Origin of the sequence: Streptomyces halobius, from assembly GCF_023277745.1 — a bacterium.
In the GTDB taxonomy this organism is placed as follows: Bacteria; Actinomycetota; Actinomycetes; order Streptomycetales; family Streptomycetaceae; genus Streptomyces; species Streptomyces halobius.
The window spans coordinates 7344502-7370666 of sequence record NZ_CP086322.1 but is presented as its reverse complement, the minus strand read 5'-3'; the positions used below and the strand labels follow the sequence as shown (position 1 = coordinate 7370666).

General features: G+C 70.7%; 26 protein-coding genes. 8 read left to right on the top strand and 18 right to left on the bottom strand.

The window, feature by feature from the left end; genetic code table 11:
• The first annotated feature begins 65 nt into the window (after positions 1-65).
• Both K9S39_RS33370 and K9S39_RS33365 read left to right on the top strand, forming a co-directional pair.
• Positions 66-1337: a TerD family protein gene (locus tag K9S39_RS33370; RefSeq protein ID WP_248867045.1), complete on the top strand. Its 1272-nt coding sequence runs from the start codon at positions 66-68 to the stop codon at positions 1335-1337.
• Between the two features lie 300 nt (positions 1338-1637).
• Positions 1638-2732, top strand: a complete 1095-nt coding sequence (locus K9S39_RS33365) for a class I SAM-dependent methyltransferase (RefSeq protein WP_248867044.1) — start codon at positions 1638-1640, stop codon at positions 2730-2732.
• On the opposite strand, the gene K9S39_RS33360 is transcribed toward K9S39_RS33365, so the two are convergent.
• A complete protein-coding gene (locus K9S39_RS33360) occupies positions 2704-4182 on the bottom strand; it encodes an alkaline phosphatase PhoX (protein WP_248867043.1) in 1479 nt (492 codons plus the stop codon). The two genes, K9S39_RS33365 and K9S39_RS33360, sit on opposite strands and share 29 nt — an antisense overlap.
• Before the next feature lie 248 nt (positions 4183-4430).
• Positions 4431-5957, bottom strand: a complete 1527-nt coding sequence (locus K9S39_RS33355) for a cytochrome P450 (protein ID WP_248867042.1) — start codon at positions 5955-5957, stop codon at positions 4431-4433.
• 224 nt (positions 5958-6181) lie between these two features.
• Here K9S39_RS33355 and K9S39_RS33350 point away from each other — a divergent pair, with 224 nt between their 5' ends.
• On the top strand, positions 6182-8020 hold the full coding sequence (locus K9S39_RS33350; protein WP_248867041.1) for an endonuclease/exonuclease/phosphatase family protein: 1839 nt from the start codon (positions 6182-6184) through the stop codon (positions 8018-8020).
• 114 nt (positions 8021-8134) lie between these two features.
• Positions 8135-8281, top strand: coding sequence for a hypothetical protein (locus K9S39_RS33345; RefSeq protein ID WP_248867040.1), 147 nt, complete (start codon positions 8135-8137; stop codon positions 8279-8281).
• 86 nt (positions 8282-8367) lie between these two features.
• Here K9S39_RS33345 and K9S39_RS33340 read toward each other — a convergent pair whose 3' ends face one another.
• From K9S39_RS33340 to K9S39_RS33315, 6 genes are all read right to left on the bottom strand, one after another.
• Positions 8368-9432, bottom strand: coding sequence for an EI24 domain-containing protein (locus K9S39_RS33340; RefSeq protein ID WP_248867039.1), 1065 nt, complete (start codon positions 9430-9432; stop codon positions 8368-8370).
• Between the two features lie 63 nt (positions 9433-9495).
• Positions 9496-10350 (bottom strand): hypothetical protein, encoded by an 855-nt coding sequence (locus K9S39_RS42525; protein WP_319949597.1) that lies wholly within the window; start codon positions 10348-10350, stop codon positions 9496-9498.
• Complete coding sequence (locus tag K9S39_RS33330; RefSeq protein ID WP_248867038.1) at positions 10347-10586, bottom strand: hypothetical protein; 240 nt, start codon at positions 10584-10586, stop codon at positions 10347-10349. Before K9S39_RS33330 ends, K9S39_RS42525 begins: the two co-directional genes overlap by 4 nt.
• Before the next feature lie 374 nt (positions 10587-10960).
• A complete protein-coding gene (dapD, locus tag K9S39_RS33325; protein ID WP_248867037.1) occupies positions 10961-11968 on the bottom strand; it encodes a 2,3,4,5-tetrahydropyridine-2,6-dicarboxylate N-succinyltransferase in 1008 nt (335 codons plus the stop codon).
• A gap of 124 nt (positions 11969-12092) precedes the next feature.
• A complete protein-coding gene (locus K9S39_RS33320; protein ID WP_248867036.1) occupies positions 12093-12638 on the bottom strand; it encodes a TetR/AcrR family transcriptional regulator in 546 nt (181 codons plus the stop codon).
• On the bottom strand, positions 12638-12958 hold the full coding sequence (locus K9S39_RS33315; protein ID WP_248867035.1) for a DMT family transporter: 321 nt from the start codon (positions 12956-12958) through the stop codon (positions 12638-12640). Before K9S39_RS33315 ends, K9S39_RS33320 begins: the two co-directional genes overlap by 1 nt.
• 383 nt (positions 12959-13341) lie before the next feature.
• Between K9S39_RS33315 and K9S39_RS33310 the strand changes: the two genes are divergently transcribed.
• Positions 13342-14565, top strand: coding sequence for an IS110 family RNA-guided transposase (locus K9S39_RS33310; protein WP_248861321.1), 1224 nt, complete (start codon positions 13342-13344; stop codon positions 14563-14565).
• Between the two features lie 265 nt (positions 14566-14830).
• Here the strand turns inward: K9S39_RS33310 and K9S39_RS33305 are convergent, their stop codons facing one another.
• The 8 genes from K9S39_RS33305 to K9S39_RS33270 are packed head-to-tail and all read right to left on the bottom strand — an operon-like array spanning position 14831 to position 21519.
• A complete protein-coding gene (locus tag K9S39_RS33305; RefSeq protein ID WP_248867034.1) occupies positions 14831-15166 on the bottom strand; it encodes a metal-sulfur cluster assembly factor in 336 nt (111 codons plus the stop codon).
• Entirely contained in the window at positions 15163-15621 is a 459-nt protein-coding gene (gene sufU, locus K9S39_RS33300; RefSeq protein ID WP_248867033.1) for a Fe-S cluster assembly sulfur transfer protein SufU, read from the bottom strand. The genes K9S39_RS33305 and sufU overlap by 4 nt, the downstream gene beginning before the upstream one ends.
• 29 nt (positions 15622-15650) lie before the next feature.
• The gene (locus tag K9S39_RS33295; RefSeq protein ID WP_248867032.1) at positions 15651-16907 is read right to left on the bottom strand and encodes a cysteine desulfurase; all 1257 of its coding nucleotides are present in this window, start codon (positions 16905-16907) and stop codon (positions 15651-15653) included.
• Complete coding sequence (sufC, locus tag K9S39_RS33290; RefSeq protein WP_248867031.1) at positions 16904-17668, bottom strand: Fe-S cluster assembly ATPase SufC; 765 nt, start codon at positions 17666-17668, stop codon at positions 16904-16906. Before sufC ends, K9S39_RS33295 begins: the two co-directional genes overlap by 4 nt.
• A 7-nt stretch (positions 17669-17675) precedes the next feature.
• A complete protein-coding gene (locus tag K9S39_RS33285) occupies positions 17676-17993 on the bottom strand; it encodes a non-heme iron oxygenase ferredoxin subunit (protein WP_248867030.1) in 318 nt (105 codons plus the stop codon).
• Positions 17990-19174 carry a Fe-S cluster assembly protein SufD gene (gene sufD / locus K9S39_RS33280; RefSeq protein ID WP_248867029.1) on the bottom strand — a complete coding sequence of 395 codons (1185 nt, stop codon included), beginning with the start codon at positions 19172-19174 and terminating at the stop codon, positions 17990-17992. Before sufD ends, K9S39_RS33285 begins: the two co-directional genes overlap by 4 nt.
• Positions 19175-19234: 60 nt before the next feature.
• Positions 19235-20656 carry a Fe-S cluster assembly protein SufB gene (gene sufB / locus K9S39_RS33275; RefSeq protein ID WP_248867028.1) on the bottom strand — a complete coding sequence of 474 codons (1422 nt, stop codon included), beginning with the start codon at positions 20654-20656 and terminating at the stop codon, positions 19235-19237.
• Positions 20653-21519, bottom strand: a complete 867-nt coding sequence (locus K9S39_RS33270) for a helix-turn-helix transcriptional regulator (protein ID WP_248867027.1) — start codon at positions 21517-21519, stop codon at positions 20653-20655. Before K9S39_RS33270 ends, sufB begins: the two co-directional genes overlap by 4 nt.
• 156 nt (positions 21520-21675) lie before the next feature.
• Here K9S39_RS33270 and K9S39_RS33265 point away from each other — a divergent pair, with 156 nt between their 5' ends.
• The 3 genes from K9S39_RS33265 (at position 21676) to K9S39_RS33255 (ending at position 24508) form a co-directional block, all read left to right on the top strand.
• Positions 21676-22638, top strand: a complete 963-nt coding sequence (locus K9S39_RS33265) for an ABC transporter ATP-binding protein (RefSeq protein WP_248867026.1) — start codon at positions 21676-21678, stop codon at positions 22636-22638.
• Positions 22635-23441, top strand: coding sequence for an ABC transporter permease (locus tag K9S39_RS33260; protein WP_248867025.1), 807 nt, complete (start codon positions 22635-22637; stop codon positions 23439-23441). The genes K9S39_RS33265 and K9S39_RS33260 overlap by 4 nt, the downstream gene beginning before the upstream one ends.
• Before the next feature lie 62 nt (positions 23442-23503).
• A complete protein-coding gene (locus tag K9S39_RS33255; protein WP_248867024.1) occupies positions 23504-24508 on the top strand; it encodes a COX15/CtaA family protein in 1005 nt (334 codons plus the stop codon).
• Here K9S39_RS33255 and K9S39_RS33250 read toward each other — a convergent pair.
• Together K9S39_RS33250 and K9S39_RS33245 are read right to left on the bottom strand one after the other, a co-directional pair.
• On the bottom strand, positions 24472-25527 hold the full coding sequence (locus K9S39_RS33250; protein ID WP_248867023.1) for an amidohydrolase: 1056 nt from the start codon (positions 25525-25527) through the stop codon (positions 24472-24474). The two genes, K9S39_RS33255 and K9S39_RS33250, sit on opposite strands and share 37 nt — an antisense overlap.
• Before the next feature lie 201 nt (positions 25528-25728).
• Entirely contained in the window at positions 25729-26109 is a 381-nt protein-coding gene (locus tag K9S39_RS33245; RefSeq protein ID WP_248867022.1) for a type 1 periplasmic-binding domain-containing protein, read from the bottom strand.
• Positions 26110-26165 lie beyond the last annotated feature (56 nt).

The window sequence follows — 26165 nt, the reverse complement described above, 5'->3', positions numbered from 1 at the left end:
GGCCATCCGCGTACGGGTAATGGAACCGCAAAGGCGGGCCGTTCGTTACTGCTGGCATGACCGTTATGACTCCTGGCTCGAACCTCCCGCTCACCTCCGCGCGGGTGGCGGTGGACGTCACCGCCCCCGTGCGGCTCGACGTGTCGGGCCTGCTGCTCACCGCCGACGGCAAGGTGCGTTCCGACGACGACTTCGTGTTCTACAACCAGCCCAGCGGCCCCGGTGTGACCCACACCGCCGCGGCCGGCGGCACCGGCGACACCATCACCGTGGACACCGCCGCGGTGCCCGACGACATCCAGAAGGTCGTCGTCACCGCCAGCCTGGACGCCCCCGGCGCGACCTTCGCCGGCACCGAGCCGACCGGCACGGTCCGCGACGCCGGGACCGGCGGTGTCATCGCCTCCTTCACCCCGCCCCAGCTCGGCACGGAAACCGCGCTGATCGTCATGGAGATCTACCGCCGCAACGGCGCGTGGAAGGTCCGCGCCGTCGGCCAGGGCTACGCCAACGGCCTGGCGGGCATCGCCACCGACTTCGGCGTCAGCGTGGACGAGGAGCCGTCCGCCCCCGCCGCCCCCCAGACACCCCCGGCTCCTCCGGCGGCACCGCCCCCCTCCCCGGCCGCCCAGTGGGGCCCGCCCGCCGGCACCCCCGCCCCCGTCGCCCCGCCACCGGCAGCCACTCCCCCGGCCCAGCCCGCCACCCCCGCCGCTGCTGCTTCTTCCACCCAGCCCAGCCCGGCGTTCCCCTCCCTCGGCAAGGTCAACCTGGACAAGGGCCGCGTCAGCCTCCAGAAGAACCAGACGGTCTCCTTGGTCAAGGGCGGTCAGCCGGTCCTCACCTCGGTCAAGATGGGCCTCGGCTGGGAGCCCGCGTACCGCGGCAAGAGCATCGACCTGGACGCTTCCGTCATCGCCTACGGCCCCGATCGCAAGAAGATCGACAACTGCTTCTTCGGCAAGCTGTCGATCCTGAACGGTGCGATCCAGCACTCCGGCGACAACCTCACCGGCGACGGCTCCGGCGACGACGAGGTCATCACCGTCCACCTCGGCGGACTCCCGCCGCAGGTCACCGGCCTGGTCTTCACGGTGAACTCGTTCTCCGGCCAGAAGTTCTCGGATGTCGCCAAGGCGTACTGCCGCCTGACCGACGCACAGACCGGCGAGGAGCTGGTCCGCTTCGACCTCACCAACTCCGAGCAGCGCACCGGCGTCATGATGGTCAAGCTCATCCGCCAGTTCTCCGGCGAATGGGAGATGACGGCCATGGGTGAATTCGTCGACGCACGCACCGTACGCGGCATGCAGAAGCCCGCGGCCGCGGCGCTCTGACACCGCGCGCAACCCCACCGGCCCGCAGACGCCTACGGGCGGAGGCCGGTGGGGGCTGACGCGCCCTCCCCACCACCCTCGGGAGGGGCCGGGCTGTAGCGGCGGAGCCGTGTAAGCCCGGCACCGCTGCCGAACAGCCCCGCGCAGCGGCAACAGCCCACCGCAGGCACAACGGCGGGACAGCCGATAACGTGGCGATCAACGTGCCGCGAACATCGAAACCCCCACGGGGGCCGGCCGATAACGGCAAGCAGCCAAGTCGGCCCGGGCAGAGCGCAGCGACACCACCAGGAGCGTTCCATGACGCAGCAGCCCCCGACCGGCACCCCCGGCCAGCCGGGCCGAACCGACGACGCGGGCCGAACGAACCACCCCGACCGAACAACCGCCGCGGAAGCGGACTCGCCCGGCCGGACAACCGCCGGGGAGGCGGACTCGCTCCCCGACCGGGTAGCGATCACCTACGGCGAAGCCGACCTCAGCACCGTCCCCGCCTTCGCCGGCGGCTTCATCAACTTCGGCTACTGGGCACGGCTGCCCGACATCGCCGACCGCCCGTTCACCGAAGCCGACCGCGTCCGCAGCGAACAGGACCTCTACCGTCTGGTGCTCGGCACCTTCGACCGGCCGCAGGACCGCACCGCCCTGGAGGTCGGCTGCGGCCGGGGGCTGGGCTGCGTACTGGCCCTCCAGGAATTCGGCCTGGGCAAGGTCATCGGCCTGGACGCCCACCCGGACCAGATCGCCCGCGCCCGCCGCACCCACGCGGCGCTGCTCTCACCCCCCGACGGGGGAAACGGCACCACCAGCGGGAACGGCCCTTCCACCGGGCCCAACGCAGCCCCCGCCCCCCTCGACTTCATCCAAGGCGCCGCCCAGCGCATCCCGCTCCCCGACGCCGCCATCGACTGTCTCTACTCCGTCGAGGCCGCGCAGCACTTCCGCGATCTGTCCGCCTTCGCGCGCGAGGCCGCGCGGGTGCTGCGCCCGGACGGCCGGCTGGCGCTGACCACGTTCTTCGCCCGCGATCACGACGCCGCCCGCGCACTGCCCGAGCTGCTGCCCTCGTACGCGGACGGCCTGGACGTCCCCCATGTGATCGATGACGTCGCCACGGCGCTGGTCACGGCGGGCCTGAGGGACGTCCAGGTGCGGGCGATCGGCGACGCGGTCTGGGAGCCGTACGACCGCTATATGGCCCAGCAGCCGGAGCTCCGCGACGAGTGGGCGCGCCGCTATCTGACGGCGTACAAGGCCGGTCTCCTGGACTACTACGTCATCACGGCAACGGCCCCTGAGCCCCCGGCCGGCGAAACCGCCTCGGAAACCACCGCGAAAACCACCGACGGAACCCCCTCCGCTACCCCTACCGCTGCCGCTTCCACGGCCCGGTGATCGCCAGCATGATCCCGGGATCCTGGATGTTGGCGAACAGCGTCCGCCCGTCCGGGGAGAAGACCGGCCCGGTGAACTCGCCGAACTCCGGCTCCTCGGCCGTACCGACGTTCACCTCGTTGCGCGCGATCGGGTAGGTCCGGCCGTCCTCGGTGGCCCCGAAGAGATGCTGGACGCCCTCCCCGTCCTCGGCGATGATCAGGCCACCGTAGGGGGAAACGGTGATGTTGTCGGGGCCGTCGAGCGCGCCGTCCTCGGCAGGGTCCGGGTTGACGCCGAGCAGCACCTTCAGTGTGAGGGTCCGCCGCGACGGGTTGTAGAACCAGACCTGCCCGTCGTGCTGGACCGGGCTCTCCTCGCGGGCGAAGGAGGAGACGATGTACGCACCGCCGTCCGCCCACCACATGCCCTCCAGCTTGCGGGCGCGGGTGATCTCATCGTCGGCGAACTGCTTGCGCACCGATGTCGTACGGGCGTCGCGGTCGGGGACCTCGATCCAGTCGACGCCGTAGACGGTGCCGGTCTTCGTGGCGCGCGACAGATCGTCGACGAACCGGCCGCCGGAGTCGAAGCACTTGGGGGCGGCCAGCACACCGGCGTCGTCGGCCAGCGTCCGCAGCTTGCCGCGTCCGTGCCGGAAGCCCTGCGGCGGGCTCCAGCGGTAGAAGAGGCCGTTGGGCTCGTCGGCGTCCTCGGTCAGGAAGAGGTGGCCGCGCTTGGGGTCGACGACCACCGCTTCGTGGGCGTAACGGCCCAGCGCCTTGAGGGGCTTGGGCTCACGGCCGGCCTCGACGGCATTGGGGCCTCCCCTGCTCGAACGCAGTTGAGAGCCTGGGGAAGGGTCGACCTCGAAGACATAGCCGTGGTCCTTGGTCATGCCGTGCTCGCCGGCCTTGTCCTCGTTCTCCTCGCAGGTCAGCCAGGTTCCCCAAGGGGTGGTCCCGCCCGCGCAGTTGGTGGAGGTGCCGGCGATGCCGACCCATTCGCCGACCGGCGTACCGTCCTTGGCGACCTCCACGACGGTGCAGCCGCCGGACGCCGCCGGGTCGTAGACGAGTCCCTCGGCGAGCGGCACCGGGTGCGGCCAGTCGGCGCGCGGGCCCTTCAGCTCATGGTTGTTGACGAGCAGGGTGCTGCCGCGGGTGCCCTCGAAGGTGCCGGTGCCGTCGTGGTTGGAGGGCGTGGACTCGCCGCTGTCGAGCTTGGTCACACCGGTCCGGGTGATGATCCGGTACGAGAAGCCGGCGGGCAGTGCGAGGATGCCGTCCGGGTCGGGGACCAGCGGGCCGTAGCCGAGCGTGCCGTCCGCCGTGCCGTCGTCGGCGCCCTCCGTCGCTTCCCCGCCGATGGCTCCGGGCGCGGTGGCCAGCACCCCGACGCTGCCGGCCAGTGCCACGCCCGCACCGGCGAGGGCGGAACGCTTGGCGAAGTCTCTGCGGGTGAGCGGCATGTCATCTCCTGGATGGCCTGAGGTCCCCTGTGCCTGCGCCGGAAACCCTTCCCCGCGTCCTCGAACTCCGGTTGAACGCGTACCGACATCCAGGAAGCGGTCAGGGCCTGTCCCATGCATGGGTCAGGCCCTGACCCCACTCGCAACCGAGACCGCGGCGCCCCCGGGACACCCCGGGATACGGACCCCAAGACGCCCGGAGATGCGGACGCCCGAGACGCCCCCGAGACACCCGAGATGCCCCGAGCTCAGCCGCCCTGCCGGGAGCGCGCCTTGAACGCGGCCTTACGGGCCTCCTTGGCGGCCTTACGGTCCGGGTGCAGCCGGCCCATGGCCTCCAGGACCTCGGCGGTGGCCGGGTGGTCCACTCGCCAGGCCGCATCGAAGAACCCGCTGTGCTGCTCGGTCAGGCCCCGGACCAGGTCGCGCAGCTCGGCGGCCGCTTCGTCGTCCGCGCTGCCCAGCTGGGCGGCGAGGGTGTCCACCGTCAGCCAGAAGATCATGTCCTGGGAGGGCTCGGGAATGTCGGAGACCGCCCGCTCGGCGAGCCAGACCCGGGCCAGACCGCCCAGCTGCCGGTCGTCGAGGACCTCCCGCAGTGCGGCCTCCGCGTCCAGCGTGACCAGGGAGAGCGTCTGCTGCGCGGCGAGCCGGCGCAGCGGGGCGCGCTCGTCGTCGCCGCGGGCGGCCGAGAGCAGATCCCGGGCGGCGTCCACGGGCGTACGGGCCGCGAGCCACTGCTCGGACTCGGCCTGGGCGAGCGCCTCGGGGTAGTCGGGCAGCGCGTCGAGGAGGACATCGGCGCCCTTGTCGGTGAGGTCGCCGACGGCCGGGGCGTGCACCCCGGCGTCCAGCATGCGGGCGCGTACGGCGTAGATGCCGAGCGGGGTGAGACGGACCAGGCCGTAACGGGCGACGTCCTCGTCGGCGAGCGGCTCCGCGCCGGGTGTCCCCTCTGGACCGGAGCCCGGGAGCGCCGTCTCGCCGTCCTCGTCCAGCTCCTCGATGAGCGCCTCGTCCACCGGCCGGTACGCGACCAGCCCGATCGGCTCCAGTACCCGGAACTGGTCGTCCAGGCGCATCATCGCCTCGGAGACCTCTTCGAGGATGTCGTCGGTCGGCTCGTCCATATCGTCCGGGACGATCATGGAGGCGGCCAGGGCGGGCAGCGGAACGTCCTGGTCAGGGCTTTCGCTCAGGGCGGTCAGCAGATAGAGGTTGCCGAGGATGCCGTCCAGCAGCTCGGCCTCCTCCTCCGGGTTCCAGTCGATCGCGTCCAGGTCGAGTTCGCCACCGTCGGCGAGCTGCTCGGCGATGCCGGAGAGGTCGGGGGCGGCCGCGTCGGCGAGCACGGTGTCCAGGCCGCCGAGCCAGATTTCCAGGACGTCCTGCGGGCTGGCGGAGGTGAGCAGGCGCAGCTCCTCGCCGGGGGTGGCGGTGCCGGCCGCGGTGTCGTCCGGGAGGTCGTCGGCGGTCTCGCCGTCCGCCGCTTCGGCGGTCTCCTCGACCTCCACCAGCCCGGTGTCCACCGCCAGCTGCCACGCCTCGGCCGTGTACGCGGGGCCGTCCTCGTCGCCCGCCAGGCCGAGGTGCTCGGTGGCGGCGGCCAGCGGCTCCTGGAGGAGCTCCCCGCCGACGCCGACGGGAACGCCCGGCTCGGCCCAGCGGGCGAGCTTCGCGGCCCTGGCCATCAGCGGCGCGCTCAGCACGTCCCGGGCCAGCTCCGCTTCGGAGTGCAGCCGGACCGGCGGCAGGGTGGGGCGGTCTGCGGACATCTCGGGCTCAGCTCCTCGAACGGACTACGGCTGGTGCGACGACCCAGCGTAGACGGAATTCCGGGTATCTCGGGCGGTTCACCCACCCGTCAGGCATCCGTCGCCCGGCGAACCTTGACAACTCCCTTGCCCGCACAAGAGATTGACGCGCGTAGAGGCCGCCGGGTGCACGTGCGCGCCTCTTCCGGTTCACCCCCCACCCCCTCTCCCCCTCGGAGGCATGCATGCCGTCCCGTCGTTCGCTCCGCAGGCCCGCCGCCGTCGGCGCGGTGGCCTGTGCCGCCCTCGCCACCGGACTGCTCACCGCCCCGCAGTCCGCGTCCGCCGCGGGCTCCCGGATCCACCACATCCAGGGCACCACCCGAATATCCCCGCTCGCCGGGAAGCAGGTCAGCGGTGTCCCCGGCACGGTCACCGCGGTCCGGGGGTACGGTTCGGCGCGCGGCTTCTGGGTGCAGGACCCGCACCCGGACGGCGACGCGGCGACCAGCGAGGCCGTCTTCGTCTTCACCGGCAAGGAGACGCCGAAGGTCGACGTCGGTGACGCGATCACCTTCGCCGGCACGGTCGGCGAGTACTACCCCGGCGGCAAGGACGCCGGCCTCCAGTCCGTCACCCAGATCACCGACGCCACCTGGAAGATCGCCTCCTCCGGCGCCCCGCTTCCGGCCGCCTTCACCCTCAACCCGGCGTCGGTTCCCGGCCGTTACGCCCCCAAGGCGGACGGCGAGAACATCGAGTCGCTGCCGCTGCGCCCCCGTGCGTACGCGCTGGACCGCTACGAGTCCCTGGAGGGCATGCGGGTCTCGGTCAAGGACGCCCCGGTCGTCGGCCCGACCAGCGCCTACCACGAGCTGTGGGTCACCGCCGAACCGCACCACAACCGCACGGTCCGCGGCGGCACGCTCTACGCCTCCTACGGGGACCCCAACTCCGGCCGGGTGAAGGTCGCTTCCCTGATCCCCTCCGCGGAGCGGCCGTTCCCGGTGGCCGATGTCGGCGACGAGCTGACCGGCACCACCGCCGGGCCCCTGGACTACACCAACTACGGCGGCTACACCCTCCGGGCGACCGAGCTGGGCAAGGTCACCGACCACGGCCCGGCGCCGGAGACCACCCGCGAGCAGACCTCCGACGAGCTGGCCGTGGCCACGTACAACGTCGAGAACCTCGCCCCCACCACCCCGCAGGCCAAGTTCGACCGGCTGGCGAAGGGGCTGGTGCACAACCTGGCCGCCCCCGATGTCGTCGCCCTGGAAGAGGTGCAGGACGACAGCGGCGCCACCGACGACGGTGTGGTCTCCGCGGGGGCCACCCTGAAGAAGCTCACCGACGCCATCAAGGCGGCCGGCGGCCCGGCGTACGAGTGGCGGCAGATCGACCCGGTGAACGGCCAGGACGGCGGGCAGCCCGGCGGCAACATCCGGGTCGCGTTCCTCTTCAACCCCGACCGGGTGGCGTTCACGGACGTCAAGGGCGGCGACGCCACCACGCCGGTGCAGGTCGTCGACGACCACGGCAAGGCCGCGCTCTCCGCCTCACCCGGCCGGATCGCCCCCACCGACAAGGCATGGCAGGACAGCCGCAAACCGCTGGTCGGCCAGTTCTCGCTGAAGAGCCGTCCGGGCAGCAGGGTGTTCGTGGTCGCCAACCACTTCAACTCCAAGGGCGGCGACCAGGGGCTGGACAGCCGTTTCCAGCCACCGGCCAGGACCTCCGAGACCCAGCGCATCGCGCAGGCCCGGCTGGTCAACGCCTTCGTCAAGGATCTGCTGGCCAAGGACCCCAAGGCCGATGTGGTGGTGGCCGGCGACCTGAACGACTACCAGTTCTCCCCCGCCCTGAAGACCCTGACCGACGGCGGTGTGCTCACCGACCTCGTCGGCCGCCTGCCGCGCGCCGAGCGCTACGGCTATGTCTACAACGGCAACTCCCAGGTCCTGGACCACATGCTCACCAGCCGCCATCTGGCCCGTACCGACTACGACATCGTCCACATCAACGCCGAGTACGCGGACCAGGCCAGCGACCACGACCCGCAGGTGCTGCGCATCCGGCCGTGACGGGGTCCGTCACCCTTCCGGCCACGCTCAGCTCGCGCACTCCCACGGAGAGTGCGCTACTGAGCAGGTAGGCACTTGCAGGCAGGCCATGTCGGCCGGACAAGGAAAAGCACCATGCCCAAATCGCAGAACCGTAAGTCAGGCAAGGAACGCGCCGCCAAGCAGCGCGCCGACCGCGAGCGGAAGCAGAAGATGTCCGAGGAGTCCGCCGCCGAACGGACACAGGACCTGGAACCCCGGTCGCACACCATGCCCGACTGAGGCGTGATGGGCGCATGAGCCCGGAGCGGCCGCCGAACCGGTAGACGGCGGCCGCTCCGCTGTGTGCTGCCCGGCTGCCGGGTGGCTCACCAGCCGGCCGGCGGCTGGGGTGGCTGGAGGTGCTGGGGGTACGGCGAGGGCTGCTGCCGGTGCGGCGTTGGCTGGTGCTGCGGTGGCGGCTGCTGGTGCTGCGGTGGCTGGTGCGGCTGTCCCGGGTATGGCGGGTACGGCGCGGGCGCCGGGCCGAAGCCGCCGGGCGCGGGCTGACCAGGTGCGGCCCGACCAGGTGCGATGTGCCCGGGCGCGGTCCGCCCAGGCGCGACGTCCCCCGGCGTCACCGGTCCCGGCGCGGTCTGCCCGTACGGCACCGCCGGCTGCCCCTTCCCGCTCTCGCCGTCTCCCGGGGGCTGCTCCTGACCGGGCACCAGATCCCGTACGAGCAGCGTCGCGCCGGCCACCGCGCCCGGCATCAGGATCACGGCGATGAACGGGATGAGGAACAGCAGCACGATCGGGGTGCCGAAGCCGATGGCGAGCGCCTTGCGACCACGCAGCAGCCGCAGCCGCTCGCGCACCGGGACGTCCCGGCGCTGCATCGCCACCGACGTCAGCTCGACGGCGAGGAAGAACCCGGAGACACAGAAGCCGATGGCCAGGATCACGGTCTGCCCGATGACCGGCACGAACCCGAGGGCGAACAGCAGGACCCCGAAGCCGGCGGCCCGCAGCAGCACATGGAGGCTGTCCCGCAGCGAGATCCAGATCTCTTGCCAGAACGGCCGGTCCGGGCCCTCCGGGCAGTGCCCTTCGCTCTCCTCCACCTTCTCCGACAGCGACTCGTAGAAGGGGTCGCCGATCAGCAGGGTGACGGCGGTGAAGGTCAGCACGGACAGCATCAGCCCACCGGCGAACAGCAGCACCACGAACAGCCCACGCAGCAGCGTCTGCCAGGGCGAGCCCCAGTCGTCCGCGAACGGCGTCGCCCAGGCGGCGATATCACCGGACCAGAGCGCGAGGACGGTGAGCGCCGCGGCGTAGAGCACCAGGGTGATCAGGGCGGGGATCAGGCCGAAGCCCCACCACCGGCCGTGCCCGGCGACCCACCGCTGGCCCTTGCCCAGGTACCGCATCCCCGCTACAAGATCACGCATGCGCCAAGCCTAACGGCGGACGGCGGTCGGATGTCACGAGCATGCCAGCTACACGCGGATCCGTTACGTCCCACCGGTCAGCCGCGCGAGCTGCCCGTGGAACCGGTCGATCCGGGCCTGCTCACGGGCCGCCTCGGCGGTCATTCCGGCGAGGGTGCGTAGCGCGGGAGTGGCGGGACAGGCGGGAACAGTGGGAGCGGCGGGAGCGGCGGAACCGGCGGACGGGCCGGTATACGGGGCAAGGCCGATGGAACCGCCAGAACAGACATCCGGCCCGGCGCACAGGCCGCCCCCAGCGTCCGGCCCGGGCCCGCCACATAAAACAGACCCATCGCCAGGCTCGGTGCCGCCCTCCCTCTGCCCGGTGCCGTCCTCCCCCTGAAGATGCCCGGGGACCACCCGCAGCCCCCCGCCACCAATCCGGGCGAACCCCGCGAAACTCACCGTGTCACGCCCGGCCACACAGCCCGCACACGCCCCGGTCAGCACCTGCCACCCCGCCCGGCCCCAGCCCGCGTCCGCCAGGACCTCCGGCGGCAGCCCGCAGCAGCACGGCCCGACACGCACCACCCGCACCCGCTGCCGCGCATAGCGCATCCCGCGCTCGAAGCGGATATAGACGCCGAGCACCGTGACCTCCAGGAGCGCCGCCCGACGGTTCGCATCGGCGCAGGTCAGGGCCAGGGCGTCGGCGAGCGTGTGCAGACAGTAGAAGCCGCAGTCGCAGCGCAGCGCGGGGCTGCGATGCCGACGGCCGTAGACACACCGCGCCTCGTCGAGCACGCCGTACGCGGCCACGCCGCCGATCGACACTCCGGCGAACCCGATCCGTTCACCATCATGGGACAGCACCGGATGGGCGAGCTTGTACCCGCGCGGCGGCTCGGCGGGACGCTCCCTCGGCAGCCGCAGCCTCATCGCCCGGCCAACGCCTCAACGACGAGACGCCCCTCGGCTGCCGGCCCCGCGGACACCACCCCGGCGGCCTCCCGCGCCCCGGCCTCGCCCCCGTCGGCACCCCACTTCTCCGCGTTCCACTTCCCGGCATTCCCCTCCCCGGCTTCCCATTTCCCGGCATCCCGCTTCCCGGCGTCCCGCTTCCCGGCGTCCCGTTCCTCCGCGATGCCCACAGCGAGTGGTTTGCCGAGCCTCATGACGCCTCCCGTTACGGTCCGTTGGACACCGACCTCGCCATGGTGGCCCAGCCCCGGCCCGCTTGGCACCAGCGCATCCTGCCCACCGCTCCGCGCCCGGGGCACACTCCGTCCCACGCCCGCGCACGCCGACGGGACAGGGCGACACCGACAGGACGACACCGACGGGACGGCCTGACGGACCCGACACCGACACCGACAAGGCGACACCGAAGATGAACCGCACAACGACCCGGCACACAGCAGAGCGCCCCTCCACAACCCGTCACCAGGTCCATGAAGGGGCGCCCGACACCCGCGCGGCACGGCGAAGCCGCCACACCGGTCGTCGCGTTATCCGTTGCGCATCCCGCTGTCAGCCGCGCACCCGGCTGTCAGTTGTGGCTGTGCAGAATCTCGTTGAGCCCACCCCAGGCCGCCTTGTTCGGCCGGGCCTCGACGGCGCCGGTGGTCGAGTTGCGGCGGAAGAGGATGTTGTCACCACCGGACAGCTCCAGCGCCTTGACGATCTGGCCGTCAGGCATGGTGACCCGAGTGCCCGCGGTCAGGTACAGACCGGCCTCCACCACACACTCATCGCCCAGCGCGATGCCGATGCCCGACTCGGCGCCGAGCAGGCACCGCTCGCCGATCGAGATGATCTGCTTGCCGCCGCCGGACAGGGTGCCCATCGTGGAGGCCCCGCCGCCGATGTCGGAGCCGTCACCGATGACGACGCCCGCGCTGATCCGGCCTTCGATCATGGAGGTGCCCAGCGTGCCGGCGTTGAAGTTGACGAAGCCCTCGTGCATGACGGTGCTGCCGGCCGCGAGGTGCGCGCCCAGCCGCACCCGGTCGGCGTCCGCGATCCGCACACCGGCCGGCGCGACGTAGTCGGTCATCCGCGGGAACTTGTCGACGCTGGTGACCTGGAGATGCTGGCCGTCGGCGCGGGCGTTGAGCCGCACCTCCTCCAGCCGGTCGACGGCCACCGGGCCGAGGGAGGTCCAGGCGACGTTCGCCAGCAGCCCGAAGACGCCTTCCAGGTTCTGCCCGTGCGGCTTGACCAGCCGGTGGCTGAGCAGATGCAGCCGCAGATACACGTCGTGCGTGTCCAGCGGCTTGTCGTCCAGGGAGGCGATGACGGTACGGACAGGGACGACCTCGACATCACGGATCGGGTCGGGACCGATCGCCTTGAGCACGGTGGCGCCCAGCAGCTCGGTGGCGCGCTCGTCGTCCAAGCGCTCGGTACCGGCCGGGCCAGGGCCCTCGGTGGCCACGGTGACCAGCTCGGGCTTGGGGTACCAGGTGTCAAGAACGGTGCCGTCGGAGGTGACGGTGGCGAGCCCGGCGGCGACGGCGCCGGTGGTGCGGATAGCAGAAACAGCAGCATCGGTCATGCTGGAAACCTAACCGGAGGGCCCCCGCCGATGCGAACCGGTCTCAGCGACCGGTCTCAGCCGCCCAGCCTGCCCGGACCCACCCGACCCACCGCCCGCATTCGGCCGACCGACCGGCCCGGACTCAGCCGACGGACCAGCCCGCGGCCGCCGTCCGCACCGCGCCGCGGTCAAAGGGCTGCCCGGTGAGCAGATGCTGCAGCACCAGCCCGTCGACGAACGCCACCACGGCCCGCGCTGTCGCCAGATCACCGATCTTCGCGCCCAGCACCCGCACCATCTCATCCAGACATTCCGCCGCGATCGGCCGCACCGCCGCATGCCGCAGCGCCGTCAGATACAGCTCGTACTCCAGCTCCATCCGCGCGCGATCGCCGGCAAGCGTCTCCTCGACCAGCGCGGCCACCTGGTCCGCGAGCGGCACCGCGGGATCCATCCGCTCCACCCAGCGCGCGAAGTCGGCCACGCACTCCCCGTTGACCTGCCGCAACGCCGCAACCAGCAGGTCGTCCAGGCTGGCGAAGTGGTACGTCGTAGACCCCAGCGGCACATCCGCCGCCGCGGCCACCGACCGATGGCTCAGCCCCGCGATCCCCCGCTCCCCCACCACAGCGATCGCCGCATCGATGATCCTCTGCCGCCGCTCCGGGTCGTACCGCCGCCGCCCCATCAGTGCGCCCCGCCCAGATTCAGCACCACAACCCCGGCGACCACGAGCAGCACCCCAAGAATCTTCAGCGCACTGGTGCTCTCCCCGAGAAACACCATCCCGATAGCCGCGACAACGGCCGTTCCGGCCCCGGACCAGATGGCGTACGCGGTCCCCACACTCATCGACTTCGGCGTCTGCGCCAGCAGCGCGAACGCGAGCAGGTACCCGACCGCGGTCCCCACCGACGGCCACAGCCGGCTGAAGCCCTCGCCGTACTTCATCGCGGTGGTCGCCAGAATCTCGGAAAGTATCGCCCCTGCCAGCGTCACGTAGACCATGTGTACGAGCGTACACATGGTTGCGTACGGGCGTACATAACCCGGTAACCCGACTCCCTTTGCCGGGCATGGGTACCGGGCTTCTGGCCATACCCGGCGATGTTCACGTCCTGGGCGTTCTCGGGATCGTCCCGAACACGCCTAATGGGAGCTACGGGGCCGGGGAATGCTCGGTTCCGTAGCCGCCAGCAGGTGAGCACTATCGCCGCCGGAAGCAGTCGAGTTCTGGTGTCAGACCGTGCCCCTGCTGGTGGCCGGGAGGCCAGACCGCTGATGGGGTGGCGTGCCCGCCCCGCGGGGCGTGAGCACTGGATCCATTAGGCCGCGCGCCGTGCCTTCCGCAGGCTACGACGCGCAACGAGAACACACTTGGGGAGGGTTTGTTGCTGCTGATCGGTGACGACTGGGCCGAAGACCACCACGACGTCGAGCTCCAGGACGAGGCCGGCCGCAAGCTGGCCACCGCGAACCTGCCCGAAGGAGTCGCCGGCATCGCCAGGCTCCACGAACTCATCGCCCGTCACGGCGGTGAGCTGGATCCTGGGGAGGTGGTCGTCGGGATCGAGACCGACCGGGGCTCGTGGGTCCAGGCCCTGGTTGCCTCCGGCTACCAGGTCTACGCGATCAATCCCCGGCAGGTGGCCCGGTTCAAGGAGCGGTACGCCTCCTCGGGGGCCAAGAGCGACAAGGGTGACGCGCACGCGCTCGCCGACATGGTCCGCATCGACCGCGACCAGCTGCGGCCGGTGGCCGGAGACAGCGGCCAGGCCCAGGCCGTCAAGGTCGTCGCCCGCGCCCACCAGACCCTGATCTGGGAACGAACCCGCACCTTCCAGCGGCTACGCAGCACGCTGCGCGAGTACTTTCCCGCCGCCCTGACCGCCTACGCCGACCTGACTCTGACCAGCTCCGACGCCATGGAACTGCTGATCAAGGCGCCCACGTCGGCCACGGCGGCGAAGCTGACCCGCACTCAGGTCACGGCCGTCCTGGCCCGGCATCGCCGACGCAACCGCGACGCGAAGGCGGCCACCATCCAGGCCGCGCTCCGCGAGCGACAGCTCGCCCTGCCCGGGCAGGTCACCGCAGCCTACGCGGCAGCCGTGACCGCTCACGCGCGGCTGATCATCGCGCTGAACGAGCAGATCACCGGGATGGAAGAGCAGGTGAAGGCGCATTTTCTCGCGCACCCGGACGCTGAGATCTACCTCTCGATGCCCGGCATCGGGGAGATCACCGGGGCCCGGGTGCTCGCCGAGTTCGGAGATGATCCCACCCGTTACGCCTCCGCGAAGGCACGCAAGAACTATGCCGGGACCAGCCCCGTCACCCGGGCCTCTGGCAAGAGCCGCACCGTCCAGGCCCGATACGTCCGCAACAACCGTCTCGCCGATGCCCTCCAGCGCCAGGCGTTCTGCGCCCTGCGGGCGTCCCCCGGCGCCCGCCGCTACTACGACAAACAACGCGCCCGTGACATCGACTACAACCCGGCCCTGCGACAGGTCGGCAACCGCCTCGTCGGCATCCTCCACGGCTGCCTCAAAACACGAACCCGCTACGACGAAGCGACCGCATGGTCGCACCACGCCCAACCCCATGCCGCTTGACCTTCAACGACATGGGGTGTCTGACACGGACTCGCCGACGATCTGGCTGGACGAGGACAGCGAGGAGTGCTGATCCGGTCCTACAAGGCCACTGAGGAGGAGATGAAGGCGTGCCAGGAGATCGGTTCCATCCCCGGCCACTTCTGAGTCAGCCCCGTCCGTGAGTCAGCCCCGTCCGTGCGTTCCCCGCGTCGACACCGATCCGATACAGCGATGCGGCCATGCCCGCCAGTGTGACTGGCGGGCATGGCCGCATCGGTACAGCTCAGACGTTGAAGCCCAGCGCGCGCAGCTGCTCGCGGCCGTCGTCGGTGATCTTGTCCGGGCCCCACGGGGGCATCCAGACCCAGTTGATCTTCAGTTCACTGACGATGCCGTCCGTCGCGGACTTGGCCTGGTCCTCGATGACGTCGGTCAGCGGGCAGGCCGCGGAGGTCAGCGTCATGTCGATGGTGGCGATATTGGCGTCGTCGATGTGGATGCCGTAGATCAGGCCCAGATTGACGACGTCGATGCCCAGTTCGGGGTCGACGACGTCGTACAGCGCCTCGCGGACCTCTTCCTCGGTCGCCGGCTTGGTGGTGGTCGGGGTGTCGGTCATGCGGTCTTCGCCTCCTCGGAGAGGGCCTTGGCCGTGGCGTCCTTCCAGGCCATCCAGCTCAGCAGGGCGCACTTCACACGCGCCGGGTACTTCGAGACGCCGGCGAACGCCACCGCGTCCTCCAGCACCTCCTCCATCGCGTCATCCGGTTCCATCTGTCCCTTGGACTGCATCAGCTCCAGAAACGTCTCCTGGATCTTCTGCGCCTCGCCGAGCGGCTTGCCGACCAGGAGGTCGTTGAGCACCGACGCGCTGGCCTGGCTGATGGAGCAGCCCTGGCCCTCGTAGGAGACATCCTCGATCGTCGCGCCGTCGAGCCGCACGCGCAGCGTGATCTCGTCGCCGCAGGTGGGGTTGACGTGGTGCACTTCGGCGTCGCCGTCCCGAAGACCGCGCCCGTGCGGGTGCTTGTAGTGGTCCAGGATGACGTCCTGGTACATGGAATCCAGCTTCACGGCTCAGTCAGTCCTCATCCGTCGCAGGCTCATCCGAAGAAGTTGCGTACGTGCTCCAGACCCTCGACCAGGGCGTCGACCTCGGCGGGCGTGGAGTACAGATAGAACGACGCTCGCGTGGTCGCAGGAATTCCGTACCGCAGGCAGACCGGCCGCGCGCAGTGGTGGCCGACCCGGACCGCGATGCCCTGCTCGTCCAGCACCTGGCCGACGTCGTGCGGGTGGATGTCGCCGAGCGTGAAGGAGATCGCCGCACCGCGGTCCTCGGCCGTGCTCGGGCCGATGATGCGCAGGTCGGGGACCTCCAGCAGCCGTTTGACGGCGTACTCGGTGAGGACGTGCTCGTGCTCGGCGATGCGCTCCATGCCGATCGACGACAGGTAGTCCACGGCCGCGCCGAGGCCGACGGCCTGGGCGATCGGGGGGGTACCGGCCTCGAACTTGTGCGGGGCGGGCGCGTACGTCGAGGAGTGCATGGACACCGTCTCGATCATCTCGCCGCCGCCGAGGAACGGAGGCAGGTCCTCCAGCAGCTCCTGGCGGCCCCACAGGACGCCGATGCCGGTCGGGCCGCACATCTTGTGGCCGGTGAAGGCCACGAAGTCGGCCTGCAGCGCCTGGACGTCCAGCACCATGTGCGGGGCGGCCTGCGAGGCGTCGATGCAGACCAGGGCGCCGACCTCCTGGGCACGCCGGACGATCGTCTCGACCGGGTTGATGGTGCCCATGAGGTTGGAGACCAGGGTGAACGAGACGATCTTAGTGTTGTCCGTGATGATCTCGTCGATGTTCGAGAGGTCGAGACGGCCGTCGTCGGTCAGGCCGAACCACTTCAGCTTCGCGCCGGTGCGCTGCGACAGCAGCTGCCACGGAACGATGTTGGAGTGGTGCTCCATCTCCGAGATGACGATCTCGGTCTCGCGGTCCACCCGGTAGGGCTCGTCGGCCCAGCCGAGCATGTTCGCCACGAGGTTGAGCGACTCGGAGGCGTTCTTGGTGAAGATCACCTCGTCGCGGCTCGGCGCGTTGATGAAGGCGGCGACCTTGTCGCGGGCACCCTCGTACAGCGCCGTGGCCTCCTCGGCGAGGACATGCACGCCGCGGTGGACGTTGGCGTTGTAGCGCTCGTAGTAGGCGTTCAGCGCATCCAGGACCTGACGCGGCTTCTGCGAGGTCGCCGCGTTGTCCAGATACACGATCTTCTTCCCGTCGTGGACCACACGGTCCAGAAGGGGGAAGTCCTTGCGGATCGCCTCGGTGTCCAGGAGGCCCGGCAGTGTTGTCACGCGGTAGCGCCGCCCTTCGTGTACGCCTCGTAGCCCTCGGCCTCCAGCTTGTCGGCGAGCTCGGCACCGCCGGACTCGGCGATTCGGCCGTTCGCGAACACATGGACGTGGTCGGGCTTGATGTAGCGCAGGATGCGCGTGTAGTGGGTGATCAGGAGGGTGCCGACCTGGCCGGTCTCGCGGACGCGGTTGACGCCCTCGGAGACGGTGCGCAGCGCGTCGACGTCGAGGCCGGAGTCGGTCTCGTCGAGGATCGCGATGGCCGGCTTGAGCAGCTCCAGCTGCAGGATCTCGTGGCGCTTCTTCTCACCGCCGGAGAAGCCCTCGTTGACGTTGCGCTCGGCGAAGGCGGGGTCCATGTTCAGCCGCTCCATGGCCTCCTTGACCTCCTTGACCCACAGCCGCAGCTTGGGGGCCTCGCCGCGCATCGCGGTGGCGGAGGTGCGCAGGAAGTTGGAGACGGAGACACCGGGCACCTCGACCGGGTACTGCATGGCGAGGAAGACACCGGCCCGCGCACGCTCGTCGACGGACATCTCCAGGACGTCCTCGCCGTCGAGGGTGACGGTGCCGCCGGTGACGGTGTACTTGGGGTGACCGGCCAGGGAGTAGGCGAGGGTCGACTTGCCGGAGCCGTTGGGGCCCATGATGGCGTGCGTCTCGCCCTGCTTCACGGTCAGGTCGACGCCCTTCAGGATCTCGCGCGGGCCGTTCTCGGCCTCGACGGAGACGTGCAGGTCGTGGATCTCAAGCGTTGCCATGGGGAACTCAGGACTCCTGGGTGACGGAGACGAGCACGTCGTCCCCTTCGATCTTTACGGGGTAAACGGGGACGGGGCGCGTCGCGGGAAGGCCGGACGGCTTGCCGGTGCGGAGGTCGAAGCTGGAGCCGTGCAGCCAGCACTCGATCTGGCAGTCCTCCACCTCCCCCTCGGACAGCGAGACGTTCGCGTGGGAGCAGATGTCGTAGATCGCGAACACCTCGCCCTCGGTGCGGACGAGGGACACCGGCGTGCCGTCGATCTCCACCCGCTTGGGGGTGTCGTCGACCAGCTCGCTGAGCGCCGCTGCGCGTACGTACGTCATGCCGAGGACGCTTCCAGCTCGGCCTCGATCTTGCTCATCAGACGCTCTTCGACGTCCGGGAGACCGATCTGCTGGACCAGCTCGGCGAAGAAGCCGCGGACGACCAGCCGCCGGGCCTCATCGGCCGGGATGCCGCGGGCCATCAGGTAGAACAGCTGCTCGTCGTCGAAGCGGCCGGTCGCCGAGGCGTGTCCGGCGCCGACGATCTCGCCGGTCTCGATCTCCAGGTTGGGGACCGAGTCGACCCTCGCGCCGTCGGTGAGGACGAGGTTGCGGTTGAGCTCGTAGGTGTCCGTGCCGGTGGCGGACGCCCGGATGAGGACGTCGCCGATCCAGACCGCGTGTGCGTCCTGGCCCTGCAGCGCGCCCTTGTAGACGACGTTGGAGCGGCAGTTGGACGCCTCGTGGTCGACGAAGAGGCGGTGCTCCTGGTGCTGGCCCTCCTCGGTGAAGTACAGGCCGTAGAGCTCGGCCTCACCGCCGGGGCCCGCGTAACCGACGCGCGGGTGGAGCCGGACCAGGTCGCCGCCGAAGGTGACGACGACGGACTTGAACGTGGCGTCCCGGCCGACCAGGGCGTTGTGCTGGCCGACGTGGACGGCGTTGTCGTCCCAGTCCTGGACGGACACGACGGTCAGCTTGGCGCCGTCGCCGAGGAGGTAGTCGACGTTGGCGGCGAGCAGCGCATCACCGGTGTGGTCGATGACGACGACGGCCTCGGCGAACGCGCCCAGCTCGATCACCTGGTGGCCGAAGGCGGTGCCGCCCTCGCCGTGCACGGTGATCCGGATCGGCTCGGGGAGCACGGTCTCCTTGGGGACCGTGATCACCGATGCCTTCTCGAAGGAGCTGTACGCCTGCGCGGCGACCCGGTCCACGGGCTTGCCGGCCTTGCCGACCCGCGCGTCCTCGCGGCCCACGAGCTCGTGGGTGACGCCCTCGGGCGCGGAGATGTCGATCTTCAGGTCGGCGCCGCCCGCGACGGCGGTGCCGTCGTGCAGGCCCCGCAGCCGGGCGAGGGGCGTGAAGCGCCACTCCTCCTCACGGCCGTGCGGCACCGGGAAGTCCGCCACGTCGTAGGACGGCGGGGCGCTCATCCGGGTGGCGACGGTGGACTCCGCGGCCACCGCGATGGTGCCGGTGGTCGTGGATCCCAGCGGGATGTTCTGAGCCTCAGCCATGGCTGTCGTCGTGCTCGCTTTCTGCTTCAGGAAGTCTGTCGCTGCTCGATATCCGGGCGGTCAGCCGACCGCGCCTTCCATCTGCAGCTCGATCAGCCGGTTCAGCTCCAGCGCGTACTCCATCGGCAGCTCACGGGCGATCGGCTCGACGAAGCCGCGCACGATCATCGCCATGGCCTCCTGCTCGCTGAGGCCGCGGCTCATCAGGTAGAAGAGCTGGTCCTCGGAGACCTTGGAGACGGTGGCCTCGTGGCCCATGGAGACGTCGTCCTCGCGGACGTCGACGTACGGGTAGGTGTCCGACCGGGAGATGGTGTCCACCAGCAGGGCGTCGCAGAGCACGTTGGACTTGGAGCCCGCGGCACCCTCGCCGATCTCGACCAGACCGCGGTAGGAGGTGCGGCCGCCGCCTCGCGCCACCGACTTGGAGACGATGTTGGAGGAGGTGTTCGGTGCCATGTGGACCATCTTGGAGCCGGCGTCCTGGTGCTGGCCCTCGCCGGCGAAGGCGATGGACAGGGTCTCGCCCTTGGCGTGCTCGCCCATCAGGTAGACCGCCGGGTACTTCATGGTCACCTTGGAGCCGAGGTTTCCGTCGACCCACTCCATGGTCGCGCCCTCGTAGGCGACGGCGCGCTTGGTGACCAGGTTGTAGACGTTGTTCGACCAGTTCTGGATGGTCGTGTAGCGGCAGCGGCCGCCCTTCTTCACGATGATCTCGACGACGGCGGAGTGCAGCGAGTCCGACTTGTAGATCGGCGCGGTGCAGCCCTCGACGTAGTGGACGTAGGCGTCCTCGTCGACGATGATCAGCGTCCGCTCGAACTGGCCCATGTTCTCGGTGTTGATCCGGAAGTAGGCCTGGAGCGGGATGTCGACATGGACACCCTTGGGGACGTAGATGAACGAGCCGCCGGACCACACGGCGGTGTTCAGCGACGCGAACTTGTTGTCGCCGACCGGGATGACCGTGCCGAAGTACTCCTGGAAGATCTCCGGGTGCTCCCTGAGCGCGGTGTCGGTGTCCAGGAAGACGACGCCCTGCGCCTCCAGGTCCTCACGGATCTGGTGGTAGACGACCTCGGACTCGTACTGCGCGGCGACACCGGCGACCAGGCGCTGCTTCTCCGCCTCCGGGATGCCGAGCTTGTCGTAGGTGTTCTTGATGTCCTCGGGCAGGTCCTCCCAGGACTGGGCCTGCTCCTCGGTGGACCGGACGAAGTACTTGATGTTGTCGAAGTCGATGCCCGACAGGTCGGAGCCCCACTGCGGCATGGGCTTCTTGTCGAAGAGCCGCAGGCCCTTGAGGCGGAGCTTGAGCATCCACTCCGGCTCGTTCTTCTTCGCCGAGATGTCGCGGACGACGTCTTCGGACAGACCGCGCTTGGCGGAGGCGCCGGCCACGTCGGAGTCGGCCCAGCCGTATTCGTACTTGCCCAGGCCCTCAAGCTCAGGGTGAGCAGTCTCCGTGGGGAGCGTCATGCGGGGTTCCTCCCGGCCGTGCTTGCAGATTCTGTGGTGGTCTCGGTCTTGCGCCCGGTGATGCCGAGCGTGGTTTCGCCGGCCTTCGGGATGAAGGTCGTGCACACCCCGTCCCCATGGGCGATGGTGGCGAGACGCTGTACGTGGGTCCCCAGCAGACGGGAGAAGACCTCGGTCTCCGCCTCGCACAGCTGCGGATACCGCTCGGCGACATGGGCGACCGGGCAGTGGTGCTGGCAGAGCTGTTCACCGAGCTGGGAATTGGGCGCGCTGCGCGCCGTAGCAGCGTACCCGTCCGCGGTCAACGCCTCGGCGAGGGCCCGGGTACGGGCCTCCGGCTCGGCGGCCTCGACCGCCGCGCGGTAGCTCTCCGCCTGGGTGGCGAGCCGCGCGCGGGCGAACGCGGCGACCGCCGCCTCGCCCATCTCGCCGCCGCCCGCGGTCTGCGCGATCCAGCGCAGCGCGTCGACGGCCAGCTGGTCGTATGCCTGGTCGAAGGCGTCCCGGCCGCAGTCGGTGAGGGCGAACGCCTTGGCGGGACGGCCCCGGCCGCGCGCTCCGTAGACCCGCTTCTCGCGGGGCTCGACGACGCCTTCCGCGGCCAGTGCGTCCAGATGACGGCGGACGGCTGCCTGGGTCAGTTCCAGACGGAGGGCGAGCTCGGCCGCGGTGGACGGACCGTGGTCGAGGATGGAGCGGGCGACGCGATTGCGGGTGCCGTGCTGCTCGTCGTGTGCCGACGGGGCGTGCGGCATCGGCCGGGCGGACCGGTCGGCGTGCCCGGACCGCTCGCGCATGGCGGAAACAGGCCCGGCGGCCGACTGGGCCGCGGGCTCCTTCCGGGCCTCGCTCACGTTTTTCACAACGTCATTGTTGCGTAATTCCTCAGGACGATTCAACCCTCGTCCGCATCACGGACTGGTGGCCTCGATCACTTAGGGTTACCTAATTCAGCTGTATCCCGGGCGGATTCGGGGCCCCGGCACGGGCCGGTGGCCGCTCTCCGTAGACTGCCCGCCATGTGCAGCATCTCCCCGGGGGCCGCCCCCCGGAGCCCCGGACGAGAGCCTGCCGTCGAAGTCGTCGGCCTGGTCAAACGGTACGGGACGAAGACCGCCGTGGACCGTCTCGACCTCACCGTCGCACGTGGCTCCGTGACCGCCGTGCTCGGCCCCAACGGAGCCGGCAAGACCACCACCGTCGAAATCTGCGAGGGCTACCGCCGTCCGGATGACGGCACGGTCCGCGTCCTGGGTCTGGACCCGGTCGCCGACGCCGCGGCGCTGCGGCCCCGGATCGGTGTGATGCTCCAGTCCGGTGGCGTCTACGCCGGCGCCAGGGCGGAGGAGATGCTCCGGCACACCGCCACCCTGCACTCCCACCCCGTGGATGTGGACGCCCTCATCGACCGCCTGGGGCTGGGGAGCTGCGGCCGGACGCCCTACCGGCGGCTGTCCGGCGGCCAGCAGCAGCGGCTCGCGCTGGCGATGGCCGTCGTCGGCCGCCCCGAGCTGGTCTTCCTCGACGAGCCGACCGCCGGCCTCGACCCGCAGGCCCGGCACGCCACCTGGGATCTCGTACGGGAACTGCGGCAGGACGGCGTCAGCATCGTGCTGACCACCCACTTCATGGACGAGGCCGAGCAGCTCGCCGACGATGTCGCGATCATCGAGGGCGGCCGGGTGATCGCCCAGGGCAGCCCGGAGGAGCTGTGCCGGGGCGGCGCGGAGAACACCCTGCGCTTCACCGGCCGGCCCGGCCTCGACCTCGCCTCGCTCCTCAAGGCGCTGCCCGCGGACAGCGTCGCCGCCGAACTCACCCCCGGCGCCTACCGCGTCCAGGGCAAGGTCGACCCGCAACTCCTCGCCACCGTCGCCTCCTGGTGCGCACAGAACGGCGTGCTGCCCCATGCGATAGCCGTGGAGCGGCACACCCTGGAGGACGTCTTCTTGGAGCTGACCGGGAAGGAGCTGCGCGCATGACCGCGACCGAGGCCGGCACCACGACCGGCACCTTCACACCGCGGCCCGGTGCGGCCCCGCCGGCCCGGATGATCCGCGCCCAGGCGGCCCTGGAGACCAGGATGCTGCTGCGCAACGGCGAACAGCTGCTGCTGACCGTCGTCATTCCGACGCTCCTGCTGGTGCTGTTCTCCGCCGTCGACATCGTCGCCGTGCCCACTGAGACAGCAGGGGGCGCGGGGAAGGCGGTGGACTTCCTCACGCCGGGCGTCCTGGCCCTGGCCGTCATGTCCACGGCCTTCACGGGACAGGCCATCGCGACCGGATTCGAGCGGCGGTACGGAGTCCTCAAACGACTCGGTGCCTCACCGCTCCCCCGCTGGGCGCTGATGACCGCCAAGACCTGCTCGGTACTGGTGACCGAGATCCTGCAGATCGTCCTGCTGACCGTCATCGCCTTCGCGCTCGGCTGGTCGCCGCACGGCAACCCCTTCGCCGTCGTCCTGCTGCTGGCCTTGGGCACGGCCGCGTTCTCCGGGCTCGGGCTGCTGATGGCCGGGACGCTGAAGGCCGAGGCGACCCTGGCCGCCGCCAACCTGGTCTTCCTGCTCCTGCTCGTCGGCGGCGGCGTCATCGTCCCGCTCGACAAATTCCCGGACGCGGCGCAGCAGGTGCTCCACCTCCTGCCCATCTCGGCCCTGTCGGACGGCCTGCGGGACGTCCTTCAGCACGGCGCGGGAATGCCGTGGGCCGACCTCGGCATCCTCGCCGCGTGGGCGGTTCTGGGGCTGGGCGCGGCGGCCAAGCTGTTCCGCTGGGAGTAGCCGGAACCACGTCCCCCACCCCTCGTGAAACTTTGCACAAGCCGCCGCCTACGATGGCACCCGTGCCGAACACGCTGAATCCCCTTGAGCTGATCGCCCGCCGCTGGCAACCGTCCGCGGCCTTTGTGCGACAGGCCGCGCTCGCCACCGTCGTCATGGCCGTGGTCATCGTCGTCACCGGCGGCGCGGTGCGGCTGACCCAGTCCGGGCTGGGCTGCTCGACCTGGCCCAAGTGCACGCCGGACAGCCTGACGCCGACCGCCGCCATGGGCATCAACGGCCTGATCGAGTTCGGCAACCGCATGCTGACGTATGTGCTGTGCGCCGTCGTCGGCCTGTTCATCATCGCGGCCCGCTCCCACGCCCCCCGGCGCCGCTCCCTCACCCGCCTCGGCTGGACACAGTTCTGGATCGTCATGAGCAACGCCGTCGTCGGCGGCATCACGGTCCTGACCGGTCTGAACCCGTACATCGTCAGTGCGCACTTCCTGGCCTCCACGGCCCTGCTCACGGTGGCCGTACTGAGCTGGAAGCGGGCGGGCGAGGGCGACGAGGATCCGCGCGACCTGGTCGCCCGCCCGGTCCGCCAACTCGCCGGGCTGCTGGTCCTGGCAGCCGGCGCGCTGACCGTCATCGGCACGGTCGTCACCGGCACGGGACCGCACGCGGGCGACGCCACCAAGCTCGACCACCGCATCCCGCTGGACTGGCAGGAGATCACCCAACTCCACGTCGACTTCGCCTACATCGTCGTCGGCCTGACCGTCGCGCTGTGGTTCACGCTGCGCGCCGTCAAGGCACCGGCCGCCGCGCGCCGCCGGGTTCTGGAGCTGGTCGGCTGCATCGCCTTCCAGGGCGTCATCGGCTACGTCCAGTACTTCAACGGCCTGCCGGAGTTCGTCATCGGACTCCACATGCTGGGCTCGGCGCTGCTGTGGATCGCCGTGCTGCGGGTCTTCCTGTCGCTGCGCGAGCGCGGCCCCGTCCCGGCCGTGCCGGCCCCTGCCGAGGACCACGAGTCCCTGGCGTCTCAGCCGGCGGCCGCCACCTCCGCCTCCAGCCGGTAGACCCGGCGCGCGGTACCCGACCCGATCATCTCGGCGATGCGCTGCCCGTCGACGGCGGCGCACAGGCCCTCGTCGGTCCATTCGCGCAGGATCCGCCGCATGGCGCGCAGGAAGAAGCGCGCGCCGGTCACATAGAGCTCGGGCAGCCCGCGCGCGCCCGAGGAGAACAGCAGCTTGCCGAACGGAGCCTGGCCGAGCGTCTCCTCGGGGCACGGGCCGGCGTCCGCGTAGACGTGGGCGTGCGCTGCGGCGAGCTGTGCGGCCCGGCGGTGGTGCGGCACGCCGGGGAGCAACACCAGATCCGATCCGATGCCGGTGGTGGCCCGCAGGAAACCGGCGAGCGGCTGCGGGTCGGGGCAGTGCAGCTGTACCGGAAGTCCCGTGGCCACCGCGCTCCACAGCAGATGCCGTACCAGCGCGGGCTCCGTGAGCCGTTCTCCCGTGCGGCGACGGCGCAGCCAGCGGTCCGCGGCGCGGCGCACCTCGCCGGCTTCGGGGGCTTGCCCGTCGCAGTAGGTGGCGCCGGAGGCGAAGGCGGTGGCGTTCTGGGCCGCGGCGTAGACGGCCTCGGCGGTGTAGCCGACGAAGGAGTCGACGCTGCCGGAGGTGTCGGCGACCTGCTCGGCGAGCGGTTCGAGCCGTACCACCTCGTGGGCGCGGGCGTCGGCGGCGAGGGCGAGTTCGGCGGCCGAGGTCAGATCGCTGGGGGTGCCGGCCTCCAGCAGGAAGGTGCCGATACCGGCGCCCCGGAGGAGCAGGCGGGCGGCCTGATAAGCACCGACCTCACGCCTGCGGGCCAGATAGCGGGCGGGCGGGCAGTGCGGCTCCAGGCCGAGCAGCGGGGGGCACCAGCGGCGTATCGCAAGGCCGGTCCAGCTGTCGAAATAGCTGGTGCCCCCGGGGGCCGGGCCGTGTGCGCCGGTGGCGGTGGCGAGGTGGGTCTCGAAGGAACCGAGGCCGAGCTCGCCGTGCACCGCGCCGTGGCTGTACTGATCGATGAGCGGTGGAAGTCCGTCCATCCGCTTCTCCTCGCCGAAGGCCCACCGGGCGCAGCCCGAACGCCGCCCCTGGTGGGCTTAACGGACGAGGACGCGGTCAGGTATTGGGCGCAGACGGGCCGGACGGCGTCGTGTCGATCACACGGTGGGCGACGGGAGGAGCGGAGGCGATATCGCAGCCCTCAAGGGTTTGTCCCCCAAGGTCGCCACCCCGTCCCGCCCTCAGGAATTGCTCGGGCCGCCGAGCTGCATGCCCGCCATCCGGGACCACTCGTAGGGCCCGGTGCGGACCTTCGCGGCGAGGTCGCCGTCGAAGTCGTCCTGGAGCGTGATGCCGGCCTGTGCGGCGGCGTCCTTGGCGGAGCCGTAGCTGTCCGCGACGAGGGTGCCCCACTCGCCGTTGGCACCGACGAGGGCGATACGGGTACGGCCGCGGCCGATGTGCGCGAGCTGGCCCTCGGCGCTGCCGCCGTGCGACGCGGCGAAGGCGCGGATCTCCTTGGCGAGCCTGGCCGTGCGCCGGCCGGCCCGCTTGTCCGCCGCGCTGCCGGGCACCGTCACCACCTGCTCGTCCGCCTGCTGGGTGTCTGCCATACACAGCATGCTACCCGCCGGTAATCAACCGGGGAAGAGGCGCGTTCCCAGCGGAGGGGGCTCAG